15 protein-coding genes are annotated in these 17,184 nt (G+C 64.6%); 9 read left to right on the top strand and 6 right to left on the bottom strand.

Translation table 11 applies throughout. The features are described 5' to 3' along the window. Nucleotides 1–24 precede the first annotated feature (24 nt). On the bottom strand, nt 25–1,677 hold the full coding sequence (locus AAG813_RS05015) for an MBL fold metallo-hydrolase (protein ID WP_341912454.1): 1,653 nt from the start codon (nt 1,675–1,677) through the stop codon (nt 25–27). Nucleotides 1,678–1,812: 135 nt separating this feature from the next. Between AAG813_RS05015 and AAG813_RS05010 the strand changes: the two genes are divergently transcribed. Then, nucleotides 1,813–2,790: a tripartite tricarboxylate transporter substrate binding protein gene (locus tag AAG813_RS05010; RefSeq protein WP_341912452.1), complete on the top strand. Its 978-nt coding sequence runs from the start codon at nt 1,813–1,815 to the stop codon at nt 2,788–2,790. A gap of 79 nt (nt 2,791–2,869) precedes the next feature. On the opposite strand, the gene AAG813_RS05005 is transcribed toward AAG813_RS05010, so the two are convergent. The 3 genes from AAG813_RS05005 to AAG813_RS04995 all read right to left on the bottom strand — a co-directional run bounded on the left by AAG813_RS05005 (nt 2,870) and on the right by AAG813_RS04995 (nt 5,842). After that, nucleotides 2,870–3,856, bottom strand: a complete 987-nt coding sequence (locus AAG813_RS05005) for a GNAT family N-acetyltransferase (protein WP_341912450.1) — start codon at nt 3,854–3,856, stop codon at nt 2,870–2,872. A gap of 78 nt (nt 3,857–3,934) precedes the next feature. After that, nucleotides 3,935–5,224, bottom strand: coding sequence for a lytic murein transglycosylase (locus AAG813_RS05000; protein WP_341912448.1), 1,290 nt, complete (start codon nt 5,222–5,224; stop codon nt 3,935–3,937). Between the two features lie 63 nt (nt 5,225–5,287). Next, nucleotides 5,288–5,842 (bottom strand): carboxymuconolactone decarboxylase family protein, encoded by a 555-nt coding sequence (locus tag AAG813_RS04995; protein WP_341912446.1) that lies wholly within the window; start codon nt 5,840–5,842, stop codon nt 5,288–5,290. Nucleotides 5,843–5,909: 67 nt separating this feature from the next. Between AAG813_RS04995 and dapF the strand changes: the two genes are divergently transcribed. The 3 genes from dapF to AAG813_RS04980 are packed head-to-tail and all read left to right on the top strand — an operon-like array spanning nt 5,910 to nt 8,560. Next, entirely contained in the window at nt 5,910–6,797 is an 888-nt protein-coding gene (dapF, locus tag AAG813_RS04990; protein ID WP_341912444.1) for a diaminopimelate epimerase, read from the top strand. 39 nt (nt 6,798–6,836) lie between these two features. After that, nucleotides 6,837–7,541 carry a DUF484 family protein gene (locus AAG813_RS04985; protein ID WP_341912442.1) on the top strand — a complete coding sequence of 235 codons (705 nt, stop codon included), beginning with the start codon at nt 6,837–6,839 and terminating at the stop codon, nt 7,539–7,541. Between the two features lie 14 nt (nt 7,542–7,555). Beyond that, the gene (locus AAG813_RS04980; RefSeq protein ID WP_341912440.1) at nt 7,556–8,560 is read left to right on the top strand and encodes a tyrosine recombinase XerC; all 1,005 of its coding nucleotides are present in this window, start codon (nt 7,556–7,558) and stop codon (nt 8,558–8,560) included. A 207-nt stretch (nt 8,561–8,767) separates the two neighbouring features. Here the strand turns inward: AAG813_RS04980 and AAG813_RS04975 are convergent, their stop codons facing one another. Next, entirely contained in the window at nt 8,768–10,447 is a 1,680-nt protein-coding gene (locus tag AAG813_RS04975; protein ID WP_341912437.1) for a 7TM diverse intracellular signaling domain-containing protein, read from the bottom strand. A 149-nt stretch (nt 10,448–10,596) separates the two neighbouring features. Here AAG813_RS04975 and AAG813_RS04970 point away from each other — a divergent pair, with 149 nt between their 5' ends. Both AAG813_RS04970 and AAG813_RS04965 read left to right on the top strand, forming a co-directional pair. Then, the gene (locus tag AAG813_RS04970) at nt 10,597–11,778 is read left to right on the top strand and encodes a class I SAM-dependent methyltransferase (RefSeq protein ID WP_341912435.1); all 1,182 of its coding nucleotides are present in this window, start codon (nt 10,597–10,599) and stop codon (nt 11,776–11,778) included. Nucleotides 11,779–12,021: 243 nt separating this feature from the next. After that, nucleotides 12,022–13,077, top strand: a complete 1,056-nt coding sequence (locus tag AAG813_RS04965) for a GTP-binding protein (RefSeq protein WP_341912433.1) — start codon at nt 12,022–12,024, stop codon at nt 13,075–13,077. A 320-nt stretch (nt 13,078–13,397) separates the two neighbouring features. Here the strand turns inward: AAG813_RS04965 and AAG813_RS04960 are convergent, their stop codons facing one another. Beyond that, entirely contained in the window at nt 13,398–13,943 is a 546-nt protein-coding gene (locus AAG813_RS04960) for a hypothetical protein (RefSeq protein WP_341912431.1), read from the bottom strand. Between AAG813_RS04960 and dksA the strand changes: the two genes are divergently transcribed. From dksA to mraZ, 3 genes are all read left to right on the top strand, one after another. Next, nucleotides 13,942–14,487 (top strand): RNA polymerase-binding protein DksA, encoded by a 546-nt coding sequence (gene dksA / locus AAG813_RS04955; RefSeq protein ID WP_341912429.1) that lies wholly within the window; start codon nt 13,942–13,944, stop codon nt 14,485–14,487. The two genes, AAG813_RS04960 and dksA, sit on opposite strands and share 2 nt — an antisense overlap. A 37-nt stretch (nt 14,488–14,524) precedes the next feature. Beyond that, on the top strand, nt 14,525–16,351 hold the full coding sequence (locus AAG813_RS04950) for an STAS domain-containing protein (protein WP_341912427.1): 1,827 nt from the start codon (nt 14,525–14,527) through the stop codon (nt 16,349–16,351). Between the two features lie 396 nt (nt 16,352–16,747). Next, nucleotides 16,748–17,176 carry a division/cell wall cluster transcriptional repressor MraZ gene (mraZ, locus tag AAG813_RS04945; RefSeq protein ID WP_096697479.1) on the top strand — a complete coding sequence of 143 codons (429 nt, stop codon included), beginning with the start codon at nt 16,748–16,750 and terminating at the stop codon, nt 17,174–17,176. The last annotated feature ends 8 nt before the right edge of the window (nt 17,177–17,184 follow it).

The raw sequence follows: 17,184 nt of genomic DNA, 5'->3' as shown, positions 1-17,184 counted from the left end.
GGCCAGGCGCTGCTCCGGGACCGTTTACAGGTTGAAGAGCCCCTGCGCCTGAATCCTCTCCACATGCGCCAGCAGCGAGCGTTTCGCCACCGGCCAGATACGCGGGTCCACGTCGTCATACGCGGCGGCCACCCACTCGTCCATGCTGCCTTGCGGCTGCGCCTGCATCACGCCGAGGATCTTGGCCTCGCGTCGGAGGCGGTGCGCCTTGAGCTGGGCGATGACGGTTTTGGCCTCGCCCAGCACATGGCCGTGCGCCGGCGCGATGAACGCGATGCCGTGTTCGTCGCAAGCCGCGTCGAGTGCGTCCAGCGAATCGAGGTAGGCGTTCATGTTGCCGTCGGGCGGGTCCACCACCGTGGTGCTGCCGTTGAGGATGTGGTCGCCGCTGAACAGAATGCCGTCTTCGACCAGCACCAGGCACAAGTGGTTGGCCGCGTGGCCGGGCGTGTGAATCACCTTCAGGGTATGCGTCATTTCGCCTTGCAGCCCTTTAGCCACAAGCGCCAGCAGCTCCTGATTTAATAGCGACCGGTCGGGTGTGAACTGGCTGGCGGCGCGTGCTGTCGGCGCCGACGGCAGGCCTAGGATGGGCGGCGTGTTGCTGCACATCGCCTGCAGCGGTTGGGCCCCGGGCGAATGGTCGGCGTGCGAGTGGGTGCACACAATCATGCGGATGTTGCCGCCCGCTGCGCGCCACAAACGCTGCAGGTGGTCGGTGTCGGCCGGTCCCGGGTCGATCACGATGTAGCCGGTGGCCGGGTCGCCGACCAGGTAGCTGTTGGTGCCCGGCCCGGTCATCACCCCAGGGTTGGGCGCGGTCAGGCGCATCAGGTTCTTCAGCAGGGCCACCGGCTGCGCGGTCTGCCAGTCGAGCGTGTGCACCATCTGGCCATCGGGGCTGGTCAGCGCCAGTTCGCCGTAGGGCGCCTCGTGCTCCATGTAGCGTGCCTCGGCGCCGGCCAGAAAGCCGGCGCGCGGGCAGGAGGTCCACAGCGGCTGCTCGGACGCGGCGCAGGCTTGCAGCACGGCGTCCACCGTGCCGAAATGCTGCAGGCGTTGCAGCGTGCGTATGGTCGGGAAGATGATGAAAAAGCCGCCGGCTTCGTGCCGCGCCAGCGCCTCGGCCGGCCGCACCCAGACCGGCTCGAACTGTTCGCTCTCGTCGGCCACCGGCTCCTGGCCGTCCGGCATGCGCGCGACCAGAAAAGGCACGTCAAAACGGCGCGGCAGGTCGCGGTCGGTGATCCAGTGCGCGAGAACAAACACCTGGTCGCCAGCCAGCGTCAGGCCACGCTCGCGGCACTGCGCGGCGAACGGCGCGGTGCGGCTCAGGGACGCAATATCGGCGGTGCTGGCGTGGCTGCCGTCGGCATGGCGGGCCAGCAGCACGCCGAGCTCTTCAAAACTTTCGCGGATGGCGGCAATCGCCTGCGTCAGGTGCAGGTCGGTCTGGCTTGCGCGGCGGGTGGACTGGCCATGTGCTGCCGCATCGGCCGCATCGATGCCGCCACCGGGGAACACGTAAGCGCCCGGCGCAAAGCTGGCCGTCATGGAACGCCGTGTCATCAGGATTTCGATGCCCTCGGCGCTGTCGCGCAGCAGCAGCACGGTGGCGGCGGGACGGGTGGGCGCGGGTTCGCGCTGCGAATAGAGGAGTTGGGTGGGTCGGACCATGGGCTGATTTTGCGCGAAACCGGCACACGCCGCCGGTGTGCCGGCGGATGGTTGGCATGCTACGTGTTTACCGCAATGGCATTCTGACGGCGGCCTGAGGATACTGGCCACCACCTTATTTGCAGGATGTGAATCATGAAACACTGGATTTCCGGAACCGCCCTGGCCATGACGGCCGCCGCATTGTGCGCCACCTCGATGAGCGCGATGGCCCAAACGTGGCCCGCAAAACAGCCGATCAAGTTGGTCGCCGTCTTCCCGCCCGGTGGTTCGGTCGACCAGGTTGCGCGCATTCTGGCCGTGCCGCTGTCACAGCAACTGGGCCAGAACATCATTGTCGAAAACAAGGGTGGTGCTTCGGGCTCCATCGGCACCGCCGCCGTGGCCGCCGCGCCGGCCGATGGCTACACCTTTGCGGTGGTGTTCGACACCCATGGCGTCAACCCCAGCCTGATTCCCGGCATGCCGTTCGACACCCGCAAGGACCTGGCGCCGGTCACGCTGATCGGCACCTCGCCCATGGTGCTGGCCACCTTCGCGGCTTCCGAGTACAAGAGTTTTGCCGATGTGGTGGCCGCCGCCAAAGCCAAGAAAAACGTGAACTACGGCAGCATCGGCTCGGGCAGCCTGGGCCATCTGGCCATGGCGCTGCTGGGCAAAAGCGGCAACATCGACTGGCAGCACGTGCCTTACAAGGGCGGTGGTCCGCTGATGACCGATGCGGTGGCCGGCCATGTGCCGCTGTCCATCGCCTCGGTGTTTGTGACCAAGCCGCACATCGACAGCGGCCGCCTGCGCCCGCTGGCCGTGACGACCAGCAAACGCTCGCCCGATCTGCCGAATGTGCCAACCGTGGCCGAAAGCGGTTTTGCCGGCTTTGACGCACCGGCCTGGTGGGCCATCCTGGCACCGGCCAAAACCCCGCCCGAGGTCCTCAAACGCATGAACGAGGAAGTCAACAAGGCGCTGAAAAATCCCGAGATCGCCAAGAAGCTCAGCGCCCAGGGGATCGACATCGTCGGCGGCACGCCCGACTCGGCTCGCGTCTTCATCGACAAGCAGATCGACACCTGGGCGAAGGTGGTGAAGGACAACGGGATCAAGGCGGATTGAGCGCCTGGAGGAAATAAAGAAGGGCTTGCGGGCCCTTTCTTCATGGCCTCACGCAATCGCCAGGCCAAGGGCGAAACCTTCAGGCCCGTGCACTGATCTCCAGCGGCTTGCGGTAGAGACCGTTTCGCTTGGTCACCACGAAGCCGCAGTCCTCGTAAACACGGTTGGCACCATCGAGGTTTTGGCCATCAACGCCAAGACCTGTGTCTTGCAAGCCCATGGCTTTTTGGGCATGCAGGCTGCGGGATATCAGCGCCCGCGCCAGACCGCGCCTTCGCCAGGGTTCGCCGACACTGATGAATTCCGTCCAGCCGCGTTTGCGCCCATGCAACTGGTTGTACGTTTCGTCGACAAATGCTCTCACTTGCCCTGCGACTTCGTCGCTGCGGGTGTCCCATGCAATCTGCCACAGCTGCGAGTGCTGGGCTCTGGTCTTCAACCAAATCTGGTAGTCCGCTTCGCTTGGCGCCGAGAAACCCCAGTGCGTTTGAAAGGCGCGTATATGGGCATCCCATATTTTCTGCAAATGTTCTGGTTGTACCGGACGGATTTCGAGTCCCGGCGGGAGTTGAAAGGCGGGCACAGCGTCCAGGGTTGGCCGGACCATGGTGAAGAAAAAGCGCTCTGCGTGATAACCAGCCTTGACCAGCAGCGCGGCACGGGCAGTCTCGCCCTGGTTTACAAAAGATTGATGCGCATGCCCGGTGGCATCACGATGGGTGGCTGCGATTTCCCGCTGGTGAGCTTCCAGCCAGTCCTGCAAGGCTCCGCCGATGCCCTGCCTGCGCCACTGCGGAGCCACCAGTCCGAGTTGCCCGTAGAGATGCAGGCCATCGGCTTGTGCCCAATGCCAGCCGCGCACATATCCCACGATTTCATCGCCAACTTGCGCGATCCGTACGTCGCGCTCCGGGATGCACGCGGTAAAAGACGAGTAGTCACGCGCCATATCCTCCACGGTACGAGTGATCTCCGATTGGTCTGCGGCAAACGAGGCGTTGGCGCATGCAACCATGGCCTCGAAATCTGACGGCCCGGCGAATGCCCTGAAGGTGACACCTTTCATCGTACATGTTCCTTGCGGGACACTGCGTCCCATCGAGCGCAGTTTATCGCCCGTTCGGCCGCGTTTTCCCACGCAGCGTCACTGCAGGCCTTGCAGCAACTCCAGAGTCGGATACCCATCCGCCGGCAGGCCCAAGCTGCGCTGGTAGAGCCGTATGCCGCGCCGCGTGGCCGGTCCCATCGTGCCGTCGGGCGTGCCGCTGTCGAAGCCGCGGGTATTCAGCGCCGTCTGCAGCGTCAGCAACTGGCTGCGCGTCAGCGGTTGCAGATCACGCGGCCAGGCCGTCTGCACCGTCGGGCCGCCGGCCAGGGCCTGCGCCAGCAGGCCGATGGCGAGCGCATAACTGGTCGAGTTGTTGTAGCGCAGGATGGTGCGGAAGTTGGGGCCGACCAGGAAGGCCGGTCCGCGGGCGCCGGCCGGTAGCAGCAGGGCGCTGTCGGCCAGAGCGGGCAGCGGTGCGCCGTCCATGGACTGAACCCCCTGGGCCGCCCAGGCGGAGGCCGGTTGCCGGACGTCGGCATCGGCGAGCGCGAGGTCGAAGCCCGGCGGCAGGCGCACCTCCAGCCCCCAGGGCTGGCCGGCCTGCCAGCCGGACCTGGCCAGGAAGTTGGCGGTCGAGGCCATCACGTCAGGCAGGCTGCCCCAGATGTCGCGCCGGCCGTCGCCATCGGCATCCACCGCATAGGCCAGAAAGTTGGTGGGCAGGAACTGCGTCTGGCCCATCGCGCCGGCCCAGGACCCCAGCATCTGCGCGCGGGTGATGTCCCGGTTCTGCAGAATGTTCAGGGCGGCGAGCAGCTGGCTGCGCGCCCAGGCCTCGCGCCGGCCTTCGAAACCCAGCGTCGCCAGGGCGTCAATGGTCGGGATGTCGCCGGTGTTGCTGCCGTAGTTGCTCTCCATGCCCCAGATCGCCACCAGAATTTCTGCCGGCACACCGTAGCGCGTTGCGGCGGCATCGATGGCCGGTCGCGATTGCAGCAGCCTGTCCTGGCCGCGCACGACGCGCTGCGGCGACACCGCGCTGTCGAGGTAGTCCCAGACGGCGCGGGTGAACTCGGGCTGGGCGCTGTCGAGCTCGGTCACGCGCGGGATGAAGCGAACGCCATCGAAGGCAAGGCGCAGCGTCTCCTCGGTGATGCCGGCTGCGCGTGCGCTGGTGCTGAAGTCGGCGATCCAGCGTGCAAAGCGTTGGTTGAGTTCTGCGTCATCGGGCGCAGCTTGCGCCGGGCTGCCGCCTGCGGGTATGGCTTGAGCGATGGCCGAAGGCGCGGCAGTACCCGCCGCCAGCGCCAGGATTCCAACCAGGACGGTAGCCAACCGGGGGCGGGAAGAAGCAAAAAAACGGGAGGGTGTTCGCGGGGTTTTCATGTCGCCTTTTCTGGACGCGGGGGTGTAGGACGCGCCATGAAAAGCCGATGTCCTGTTGCGCCTTCAGCTTGCATGCTCCTCCGGCGAAACGCCCAGCGCCACCAGAAAGCGCGCCACCATGTTGTAGGTCGCGATCGCGCTGGTCAGTTCAACCAGCTCAGTCGTATCGAAATGTTTGCGCAGGGCCTCGAACACGTCGTCACTGACTTTCACGTCCAGCGTCATCTGCGCCGCGTAACGGATCACCAGCTGTTCGACCGCGCCCAGTGCCGGGTGCGCGGCCGAGGCGCGGGCGTCGGCTTTCACCAGCGCATTGAGCGCATCGAGTTCGGCCTGGCTGCCGCCGGCGGCCAGAAAGTCCGGCGCGTGGTGTTTGTATTCATAGGCCGCGCCGGTCAGCAGTGCGACCGTGCAGATGCCGAGCTCGCGCAGCTTGCGGCTGGTGGGCAGGCCGGTGCGCACCGCACCCAGGTAAACGTTCCAGGCGCGCGCCAACGGCTCGCTCCAGAGCAGGGCCTTGTCGAGGTTGATCAGGGTGCCGCCGCGGCGTTTCAGGATGGCATCGACGAGGTCCGGGGGTTGGGGCTTGAGGGCGGGCGTCCAGTCTGGAATGCGCATGGGTGGTCTTTCCGGAAGTTGTGCAAGGGGGAAGGAGGGCGGCGCAGCCTCGGCGGATAATGCCCGGATGCTAATCCGATTTACCAAGATGCAGGGTGCGGGCAACGATTTTGTCATGCTCGACGAGACGCAGCAGCGCCTGAACCTGACGCCGGGCCAGTACCGCTTTCTGGCGGACCGCCACTTCGGCGTGGGCGCCGACCAGATTTTGTCGGTGCGGCCTTCGCCCGGTGACGGTGTTGATTTTGAATACGTGATCCACAACGCCGATGGCGGCGAGGTCGAGCAGTGTGGCAACGGCGCACGATGCTTTTTGCGCTTTGTGCGCGAGCAGGGCCTGACGGACAAGGACGTGGTCAGGGTCCGAACCTTGGCGGGCGTCATCGAGCCGCGCATGCAGCCGGACGGCCGCGTCACGGTGGACATGGGTGCGCCCATCTTCGAGCTGGCGCGCGTGCCCTTCGACGCCACGGGGCTGCAGCCCGAAACCGTACATTCATGGCAAAAATGGCCTCTGGCCCTTGAGGGGAGGGCGCAAGCAGCTCCTGTTTTTGTAGCAGTTCTGTCCATGGGCAACCCGCATGCGGTGCAGCTGGTGGACGACGTGGAGAACGCGCCCGTGCTGCAGACGGGCCCGCTGATCGAGAACCATGTGCGTTTCCCGCGCCGCGTCAACGCCGGCTTCATGCAGGTGATGTCGCGCAGCCGGATTGCCCTGCGTGTGTACGAACGCGGCGCTGGCGAAACCCTGGCCTGCGGCAGCGGGGCTTGCGCGGCGGTGGTCGCTGGCATACGCTTGGGCCTGCTGGACGCGCGCGTGGACGTGTTGACCCACGGCGGCACCCTGACCATCGAGTGGCAGGGCGGGCTGGACGCGGCGCCGTCCCCGGTGCTAATGACCGGGCCAGCGACCACGGTGTTTGAAGCCGCCATTGAAGTCCCCGACCACCTTTGAATCTGCAGATTTTGTCGACTTAACGGAAAAACCAAGAACATGAATCCAAGCGAACACTCCATCCAGAACCCGATCACCGAAGACGACATTGCCAACTTCCTGGCCAACACGCCGGACTTTTTCGAGCGCCATGCCGAGCTGCTGGCGACGGTGCAGCTGTCCAGCGGCCACGGCAGCCGGGCGGTGAGCCTGCAGGAGCGCCAGGCCGGCATGTTGCGCGACAAGATCAAGGTGCTGGAGTCCCGGGTCGTCGACATGATCCGCCACGGTCAGGAAAACGTGGGCATTGCCGACAAGCTGCAGCAGTGCACGCTGAACCTGCTGCTGACCGCCCATGCGCGCGACCTGCCCGACACCATCGTGCGCGAGATCCAGACGCAGTTCGCCGTGCCGCAGGCGGCCATCAAGGTCTGGCACGTGAACGGCATTTTTTCGATGGAAGACTTTTCGACTGGCGTCAGCGAAGACACGCAAGCCTTTGCGTCCTCGCTGACCACACCCTACTGCGGTGTCAATTCCGGCTTCGAGGCCGTCAGCTGGCTGCCCGATCCGGCCCAGGCCCTGTCGGTGGCGCTGATTCCGCTGCGGCCCGGCAAGTCGCCGCAGGCCTTCGGCATGCTGGTGCTGGCCTCGCCCGATCCCGAGCGTTTCAGTGCCAGCATGGGTACGGATTTCCTCGAGCGCATCGGCGAGCTGGCCGGCGCGGCGCTGTCGCGCCTGCGGCCGGCAGCCTCCGAAGCCTGACCCTGCGCCAAGCCATGGCCGCGCACGGGCAACCTGCAGGCAGCGACGGCGCAGCGGCGCAGCCGGTGCCCGAGGCGGACCCGCTGGTCGAGCGTTACCTCGAACACGTACGGGTTGAAAAGCGTCTGGCGCAGCGCACCGTCGAGCTGTACGCGCTGGACTTGCAGAAACTGCAGGTCAACTGCCGGCAGGCCGGCGTGGCGCTGACCGGGGCGCAAAACCTCCACATGCGTCGCTGGGTGGCCCAGATGCACAGCGGTGGGCGCAGCGGGCGCGGCATCGCGCTCATCCTCTCGGGCTGGCGCGGCTTTTACACCTGGCTGGGCCGCGAAGGCTTGGTCAGCAGCAACCCGGTACAGGACCTGCGCGCGCCCAAGGCCGCCAAACCATTGCCCAAGGCGCTCAGTGTCGATGAGGCGGTGCAACTGGCGGCCTTCGAAGGTGCGGACGGCGAGGACCCGGCGCTGCAGGCGCGCGACCAGTGCATCACTGAACTGCTGTACGGCTGCGGCCTGCGTATCGGCGAGTTGACCGGGCTGGATGTCGTGGCCAGCAGCCAGGCGCGCGGTTGGGTCGACCTTCAGGCCGCCGAGGCGCATGTGCTCGGCAAGGGGTCCAAGCGGCGCAGCGTGCCGGTGGGCAGCAAGGCGCTGGAGGCGCTGCAGGACTGGCTGGCCGCGCGCAGTGGGTGGGCGAAGGACGATGCGGCCTTGTTCATCAGCCAGCGCGGCACGCGCCTGACGCCGCAGCACATCCGCGTGCGCCTCAAACAGCGCTCACTGCAGGCGGGCCTCGCCACGCCGGTGCATCCGCACATGCTGCGGCATTCTTTTGCCAGCCATGTGCTGCAGTCCAGCGGCGACCTGCGCGCGGTGCAGGAACTGCTGGGCCATGCCAACATCACCACCACGCAGGTCTACACCCGGCTCGATTTCCAGCACCTGGCGAAGGTTTACGATGCCGCGCATCCGCGTGCGACGGTGGCTGGCCTCAAACCCGGGGGCAAGTCCAAACCTTGACCGTCGCGGCGACGGCGGGTCTTCTTGGTCAAGCAGGGGCCGCGGATCTGGCTCTGCCAGTCCGCAGGCGCAGCGCCCCCGAGGGGCTGGAGCCTGCGGCTCCAAACCTGCTTGAGCAGGTTTGGACAGGTGACAGAGGCGAAGCTTCTGGCGAGCCGCGGCCTGCAAGGCCTCGGGAGCTACACGAAGTGAGCGACCGTGGGGGCTCTACTTGTAATCAGGCAGCATGAACACCGCGCGTTTGCTTTGCGGCGGCACACCGGCCAGTTTCTGCGCCAGCCGGGCCAGCACGATTTCGGCAGTCGGTCCCTGGCGCGGCACCAGCGCATAGGCCACGCGAATCTGGGCGGCGCAGTCCGCCGGCAGGCCCTTGTAGGGCATCAGGCAACGGGCCACGATGCGCGGACCCAGCGTGGCGGCTTCCTCCGCGGAAAAAGGGCCTTCCACCAGCATGCCGAAACGCTGTTCGGACAGGCGTGCAGCGCTGTCGATTTCGCGCGCGGTCGAGAGCAGCCGTTCGGCCACACGCAGCGGCAACTCCTCGGCGGCCCGGCGCCCGAAATCGCGCCTGACCTGTTCGCTGTTGACCAGGTCGATCATCAGCACGGCGCCCTGGTGCCTGAGCCGCTGCGAGCGGGCAATCATGCGCTCCAGTCGTTCGACAAACACTTGCTCGTTGATCAGGCCGGTCGAGGGATCGACCCGGTCCAGCCCCTGGATGCGGCGCCTGTTCTCGCGGCGCTGCTGGCTGCGCAGGACCAGCACCACCAGCATCGCCGGCATCTGCAGTGCCATGCTGGCCAGCACCCCCTGCTCGGTGGCAAAACTCAGGGGCAGCCACTGCAGGTAGCGCGCAATCGCCAGCGACAGGCTGACGGCAAAAGGAGCGGCGCTCAGCAACAGCCATCCGCCGAAACGGTCGCCGCGCCGCCAGGCCCAGAGATTGATCGCCAGCAGCAGCACCGGCACCAGCACCAGGTAAGGCACCATGAGTGTGATGCGCAGCGCGCTGTCGGTCAGTGCCAGCGCGAGCGAGAGGCCGGCGCCAGCCAGTGCGACGGCCCCCACCACGAGGTTGAGCATGCGCGAGCGCTGCGCCAGCGACACCACGGTGGCATTGAGCAGCAGCAGCGACACCAGCATCCAGGTTGCCAGCACGGCCAGCGAACGGTCGGTCCAGACCGGCGAGTCGGGCCATAGATGCAGGCCGCCCACGCCGGTGATGGCCACCTGCGTCAGGCCGATCAGCGCGGAACACGCGGCATAGTAGAGGTAGGCCCGGTCCCGCAGCCAGAAGGCGCCGGCCAGGCCGACGATGCAGCCCAGCAGCGCCAGGCCGAAATACACCCCCAGGAACAGCGAGACCTGCTGTTCGCTGCGCAGCACATGACCGGAGCTGACAAAGCGGATGGGCGCGCTGAACCCCTGGGCGTTTTCAATGCGCAGGATGTAATGCGTCGGGTCCTCGGCATTGAAGTTGACCACCAGCAGGGGGTGGCGATGCGGCGTGGGCCACTGGTTGACCGGCGTCAGGTCGCCGGCGCGCTGCTCTATCCACTGGCCGGCGCTGTCCCGCGTGTACAGCGATGCCCGGTCCAGCGCCGCATAGGGAATTTCAAGCAGCCAGCGCTCCATGTCGGGCGCGGGCGGCACGATGAAACGGATCCACAGCGACTGCCCGGGCAACAGGGGATATATGCCGCGCGCCGGGGTCTGCTGCCAGCCGAGGTCGCGTTGGTTGACGACCTGTTCGACCCCCAGCCGCGATTGCGGGTCGATCCAGTAGTCGCCCCAGTCGGCCAGTGCGACCGGCTGCCTGTCCGCGTCGAGGTCCAGCACCGTGCGGGACAGCGCAGGCGGGCTCAGCAGGGCCAGCAGCAGGGCCAATCCGAACGCCGCGCACAGGCCGCCGCACGGACGAAACCATGCCTTGCTGCCTGCAAAATGCGTTGAAAAGCCCTTAAAAAACATCAAGTGATTGTCGCAAATTTCCCGCGGGCCACTTTCGGGGCAGCCGCAGCCGCGACAATAGGCGCATGAAATCAATACGGTTGAGAGAAGGCAAGGAACGTTCGCTGCTGCGGCGCCATCCCTGGGTGTTTGACGGCGCGATTGCCCGCGGCGGGGCGGATGCCGGTGAAACGGTGCGGGTCGAGGGGCACGACGGGCAGTTTCTCGGCTGGGCGGCCTTCAGCCCGAGTTCGAAGATTCGCGCCCGGGTCTGGAGTTTTGTCGAGACCGAACGTATCGATGCTTCGTTTTTTGTAGCGCGTATTGCACAGGCCATCAGGGCCAGAAGCCGTTTTGACATACAAAGTGACGGCATGCGACTGGTCCACGGCGAGTCCGACGGCTTGCCCGGCCTGGTGGTGGACCGCTATGCCGACACGCTGGTGGCGCAGTTTTCCAGCTGCGGCGTCGAGCGCTGGAAAAGCGTGATCGTCGAAGCCCTGCTGGCCGAAACCGGACTCACGCGGCTGTACGAGCGTTCCGACGCCAGTGTGCGTTCGCTCGAAGGTTTGCCCGAGGCGACCGGCTGGCTGGCCGGAGGTGGCCCCACCGACCTCGTCATCACCGAACACGGCTGGCAACTGGGCCTGGACATCGCGACCGGCCACAAGACCGGCTTTTACCTGGACCAGCGCGACAGCCGCCGCAAGTTCGCCGAGCATGCGCGCCGCCTGCAGTTCCAGAACGTGCTCAACTGCTACTGCTACACCGGCGGCTTCACGGTGGCGGCGATGGCCGGCGGCGCGGCACATGTCACGTCCATCGATTCGTCCGGTCCGGCGATTGAAAAAGCCGCGGCCAATGTGGCGTTGAACGGCTTTGACGCCGCCCGCACCACCATGCTGGACGCCGATGTCAATGCCTCGATGCGGCAGTTCCACAAGGAAGGACGGACCTTCGACGCCATCGTGCTGGACCCGCCCAAGTTCGCGCCCACCGTGGCCCATGCCGAACGTGCGGCACGCGCCTACAAGGACATCAACCGCATCGCGCTGTCCATCCTGGCGCCCGGCGGCGTGCTGTTCACCTATTCGTGTTCGGGCGGTATCAGCGCCGACCTGTTTCACAAGATCGTGGCGTCCGCCGGCACCGACGCCGGCGTCGATGCCTTCATCACCGAACGCCTGGGCGGTGCGCCCGACCACCCGATGACCGTCAGTTTCCCCGAGGGCGAGTACCTCAAGGGGCTGGTGTTGCTCAAGAAATAAAAAAAACTTCCATCAAAAATGACTCTTGCCCTTTTCGGACGGGCGCAGCTAGCTATCAATAACGTAGCAAACAAGGGTCTCCTTCGCTGGAACGCTTGACAGGGCCTGTAAAGTGATCCGGCAGGCCCCGTGCGGAGCCAATGCGCGCCGCAGGGCCTTGCGTTGACGACTAAACTCCCCACCTTCACGGGTCCACCGTTCCGGCTTTCCCCCGTATTCCCCTGTATTTTTTAGGCAGACACCATGAGTTTGATTCCCGTGACCATCCTGACCGGCTTCCTCGGCGCCGGCAAAACCACGCTGCTCAAGCGCATCCTGACCGAAGCCCACGGCCAGAAAATCGCCGTGATCGAAAACGAGTTCGGCGAGGAAAACATCGACAACGAGATCCTGGTCAACGACACCCAGGAAAACATCATCCAGATGAACAACGGCTGCATCTGCTGCTCGATCCGCGAAGACCTGCGCGAGACCCTGCAACTGCTGGCCGCCAAGAAGCGCAAGGGCCTGCTGGACTTCGAGCGCGTGGTGATCGAGACCACCGGCCTGGCCGACCCCGGCCCGGTGGCGCAGACCTTTTTCATGGATGAGGAAATCGCCGAGCAGTACCTGCTGGACTCCATCCTGACGCTGGTGGATGCCAAACATGCACCCACCCAGCTCAACGACCGCCAGGAAGCGCGCCGCCAGGTCGGCTTTGCCGACCAGATCTTCATCAGCAAGGCCGATCTGGTGGCCGAGGACGAAGTCCAGGCGCTGATGCACCGCCTCAAACACATGAACCCGCGCGCGCCGCAGAAAGCCGTCCATTTCGGCGAGGTGGCCATTGCCGACGTGTTTGACCTGCGCGGCTTCAACCTCAATGCCAAGCTCGACATTGATCCGGACTTCCTCAAGGCCGACGAACACGACCATGCCGGCCATGACCACGCACACGGCGAGCATTGCGACCACCCGTCCCATGCGCAGGATGAGAAACACGGCCATCACCACCATCATGATGACGACGTCAAGAGTTTTGTGTTCCGTTCGGAGCGTGCTTTTGACCCGGCCAAACTCGAGGACTTCCTCGGCGCCGTCGTCAATATCTACGGCCCGCGCATGTTGCGCTACAAGGGTGTGCTGAACATGCAGGGCACCGAACGCAAGGTGATTTTCCAGGGCGTGCACCAGCTGATGGGCAGCGACCTGGGGCCGGCCTGGGGCGCAGACGAATTGAAGGTCAGCAAGATGGTCTTTATCGGCATCGATCTGCCGAAAGATATTTTTCTCCAGGGCCTGGAGCAGTGTCTGGTTTGAGGTAGGCTGTCCACACAATGCCTTGAAAGGCGGGAGGGCCTCATGATTGTCTCCATTCTCCAACGTTTAGGCGCGCGGGTATCCCAGCGTGCCGGCGAGCCGCTACAATCGCGCGCCGACGCTCCTGGCCGGCCGTCCCCGGCAAAAAGGCAGCGGGGGGAAGTCAGGGTAAGTACCGCCCTTGAAACGGCAGGTGCGGCGGCGAACAAACCGGACAATCAGGTAAAAGACAGGGTTGGGCTGACAGACGTCAGCCTGGCCCGGAGTCAGCATGGGGACCATCCCGAAGCTGCCTCCACGAGGAGACCCAGTGTGAAAGCTCAAGAAAAAAAGTCCAAGGTCGCGGCCAAGTCCGCTGGAAAAGCCACGTCAGCCGGCAAAGCGAAAGCCACGACCAAAGTGGCGGTCAAACCAGCGGCTTCGAAAACCGCCGTGAAAAAGCCGGCTCCGGCTGCCTCCAAAACCAAGCCCAAAGCGACAGCCAAGCCCGTGGCCAAAGCCAAGGTGGCGGCCAAGCCCAAGGCGGCGCCCGTTGCGAAAAAGCCTGCGCCCGTTGCCAAAAGCCGTCCGGCCGTCAAGGCCGTGAAAACTGCCAAACCCGCCCCTGTTGTTAAACCCGCGGTCAAAGCCGCCAAACCTGTCACCAAGCCGGCCCCGCCGTCCGTGAAGGGCAAAGCCCCCGCCAAACCTGAAGAAAAAGTCATTATCAAAACGATCACCAAAACGGCGGCTGTCCCCGCCGTGAAAACCCCGCCCAGCCCTGCCAGCATCGCGGCGGCGCCCGCTCCGTTGAAGACACCGGCTTTGAAGCCAGGGCGTCGCGCCTCCTTGCGCAATTCCTCTTTTGCACCGCCTCCCGCGCCCATGATCCCGACCCACTCCCCCGATGCTGCGAAAGCCAGCTACTCCACCATCGCCGAGCGCGTGATCGCACCGCCCCCGCATGTGGCGGCCAAAAAAGATCCCAAACTTGCCAACAACTGGAAGACCAAGCCGGGTGAGGAGTTGACGGACGAAGAAGTCAAGGCCATGCCGGACTCGGAGTACATGAACGACAAGCAGCTGGCCTTTTTCCGGCACAAGTTGTCCCTGCTCAAGCAGGACATCCACAACAGTGCCGGTGAAACCACCGAACACCTGCGGGAAGACACCGTGGTGGTGCCGGACCCGGCCGATCGCGCGACCATTGAAGAGGAACACGCCCTCGAGTTGCGCACACGTGACCGTGAGCGCAAGCTGCTCAAGAAAATCGAGCAGTCGATCGCCCGCATTGACTCCGGTGACTACGGTTACTGCGACGAAACCGGCGAGGCCATCGGTGTGGGACGCCTGATTGCCCGTCCAACGGCCAATTTGTCGCTGGAAGCACAGCAGCGGCGCGAGCTCAAGCAGAAGATGTTCGGCGACTGATCCTTCCCGTTGATTACTTCCTCCTGAACCGCTGTTGATGGCCAAAGAAGACACCACCCCTGGCTTGCTTTCGAAAGTCGTGAAGTTCGTCCGCAACCCGGCGACGAACTGGTCCGAACTTGATGGCAAGGAGTCGGACCGGGAGGAGGCCCTGAGCAAGCAGATGCTCAAGGAGATGATTGAGCGCAAACGCCGCAACGATTTTGTGCGCAAGCGCGAATTCGACATGCTCCGGAAAATGCGCAAGCGCGAGGCCATGACGGGCCAGGACCCGGGCGCCCGGCCGTCGTTCTTCCAGAGCAGCATGCCGTCCAAGCCCGACGACCGCGCCGTCACGCTGAAGAAAATCGACGAAATCGAAGCCCAGATGTCCATGCAGTGGTGGAAAACCAAGCATGGCGGTGCGGCCGCGGGTGTCACCGAGCCTTCCTCGCTTGGCCCGGCGACGCTGGCCGGTTCGCCCAACCTCAGCACCCATGCCCCGTTGCTGGACAACGCGCTGCCCGCCAGCTATCCGACCACGGCGCCCAGTGCCCTGACCACGGCACTGGCCAAGACCAGGGCCGCCGCCATGTCGCCGCAGCCGGCATCGGCCCCGAGGCTGGAGGACCTGCCTGTCAGTGCCACTGTCGCGCCGCCCGCCCCGCCCCCCAAGCCTGCTGCACCCAGACCGCTCATATCTGCCATTTCCCGCGACGGGGAGTCTTCGGGCTTCTCGGCATCCAAATTTTCCGTGGTGGATGCCTCGGAGGTGGCGCACGATCCCGAACTGGAGGAGGCCTCCATTCGTTTTGCCAATGGCGATGATGCCGGCGCGGAAGCGGGGCTGCTCGAGACGCTGGGTCCCCAGGGAAGTCGGGCCAGGCATGCCGACACCTGGCTCGCGCTGTTTGATCTGTACCGCGCCACCGGTCAGCAGGACAAGTTCGAAAATCTGGCCGTCGAGTTTGTCGGCCGCTTTGACCGTTCAGCGCCGCAGTGGTTTTCCATGCCTGCCATGGTGCAGCAGTTGTCCCAGCCGACCAGTTCGGCCGGCCCGGTGGCTGGCAACGGACCGGCCGCGGACTGGATCTGCCCGTCAAAACTGGGCATCCAGACCGTGGCGGCACTGAGCGCGGCCCTGGCGCGTGCGCCCATGCCGTGGCGGCTGGACTGGAAAAACCTCAAAACCATCGATGAAAATGCCGTGGAACCCCTGTGCAAGGTGTTCAGCGGCTGGGCGGCACAACCGGTGCAGCTGCGTTTCATGGGCGAGGCGCAATTGGAGCGGGTATTGCAGGACGCGACCCCCTCCGGGGTGCGGGATACGCCCCAGGGATGGTGGCAGTTGCGCCTGGAGACCCTGAGGGTGACGCACCAGCCGGACGAGTTCGAGCTGACGGCCCTCGATTTTTGCGTGACCTATGAGGTTTCGCCGCCCGCCTGGGACAGTGCGCGCTGCGACTACAAGCCGCTGGAGCCGCGCGGCAGCGCTGCGGCCGGGCAGGCCATCATTGGCGATGTCTACCGCGATTCCGTGCCGTCCAGCCTCAGCAGCGCGATGGAGGGCGATACCGAGATGGGCGGCAACTCCCAGATGAGTCATCTCTATGCGGTTGAACTGTCTGGCCAGATCGAGGGTGACGCCATTGCCGTGCTCGACAAGCTTGAGGCCAAGCTGATGGGCGCAGACATCATGGTGATTTCCTGTGCGAAGCTGATTCGTGTTGATTTTTCTGCAGCCGGGACCCTGCTCAACTGGGTATCCGCGCGAGAAGCCGAGAATCGCGCCGTGCAGTTCACCGATGTCAATCGTCTGGTAGCCGCATTCTTCAACGTGATTGGCATCACCGAACATGCCCGTGTCGTGACGCGCGTCGACTAGGATTCTGCGCGCCTCGCCGCATCGCGGCTACCAAGGAAACGCCACCGCTGCCTTGCACACCACGCAGGCTGTCTGCGCCGGGCGACCGGGAGGCGGCCGCGGGGCTGGCGATCTCCCCCAGGGCTTCCAGCGCCCGTTTTCCCCTTCCTTCTCCCGCCTGTCACCCGAGCCGGCATTCGTCCAGTCTGCCCCTGGCTTAAAGCAACACTTTCACTGGATCTTCTAAGTGCTTAATTTAGAACGATTTTTAATTGGTGCCTGCTTGCAAAAGTGTTTCTAAGTGCTTGATTTCATTGAAAAAATTTGTAGCAAACCACTTGCATGGCAAAACTTTCCTGCTAAAGTGGGAAAAAGTGCAATTTAGTGGTGAAAAGTGTTCTCTAAAGGTTTTTAACGGTGTTTCAAGGCGCGTCTTCTCTAGCTCTCGATACCAAGGGTCGGCTCTCTGTGCCAACCCGGCATCGCGACGTGCTCAGCGCCACTGCATCGAGCCAGCTGACCATCACCAAACACCCGCACGGCTGCCTCATGATATTCCCGCGCAACGAGTGGGAGAAATTTCGCGAACGCATTGCCTCGCTGCCGATGCAGGCACAGTGGTGGAAACGGATTTTTCTGGGCAACGCGATGGACGTTGACATGGACGCCGCCGGGCGCGTTCTGGTCTCTCCCGAATTGCGCGGCGCGGCAGGCATCAGCCGGGACACGGTGCTGCTTGGTATGGGCAGCTACTTCGAGCTGTGGGATGCGGCGACCTATGCGGCCCAGGAGGCCGAGCAGATGAAGGGCGAAATGCCCGATGTCTTCAGAGACTTTTCATTCTGAAAGACGAC

The organism is Polaromonas sp. YR568 (genome assembly GCF_943371715.1).
In the GTDB taxonomy this organism is placed as follows: domain Bacteria; phylum Pseudomonadota; class Gammaproteobacteria; order Burkholderiales; family Burkholderiaceae_C; genus Polaromonas.
Note: the sequence above shows the minus strand (reverse complement) of the source record. Positions and strands in the feature narration are given on the sequence as shown.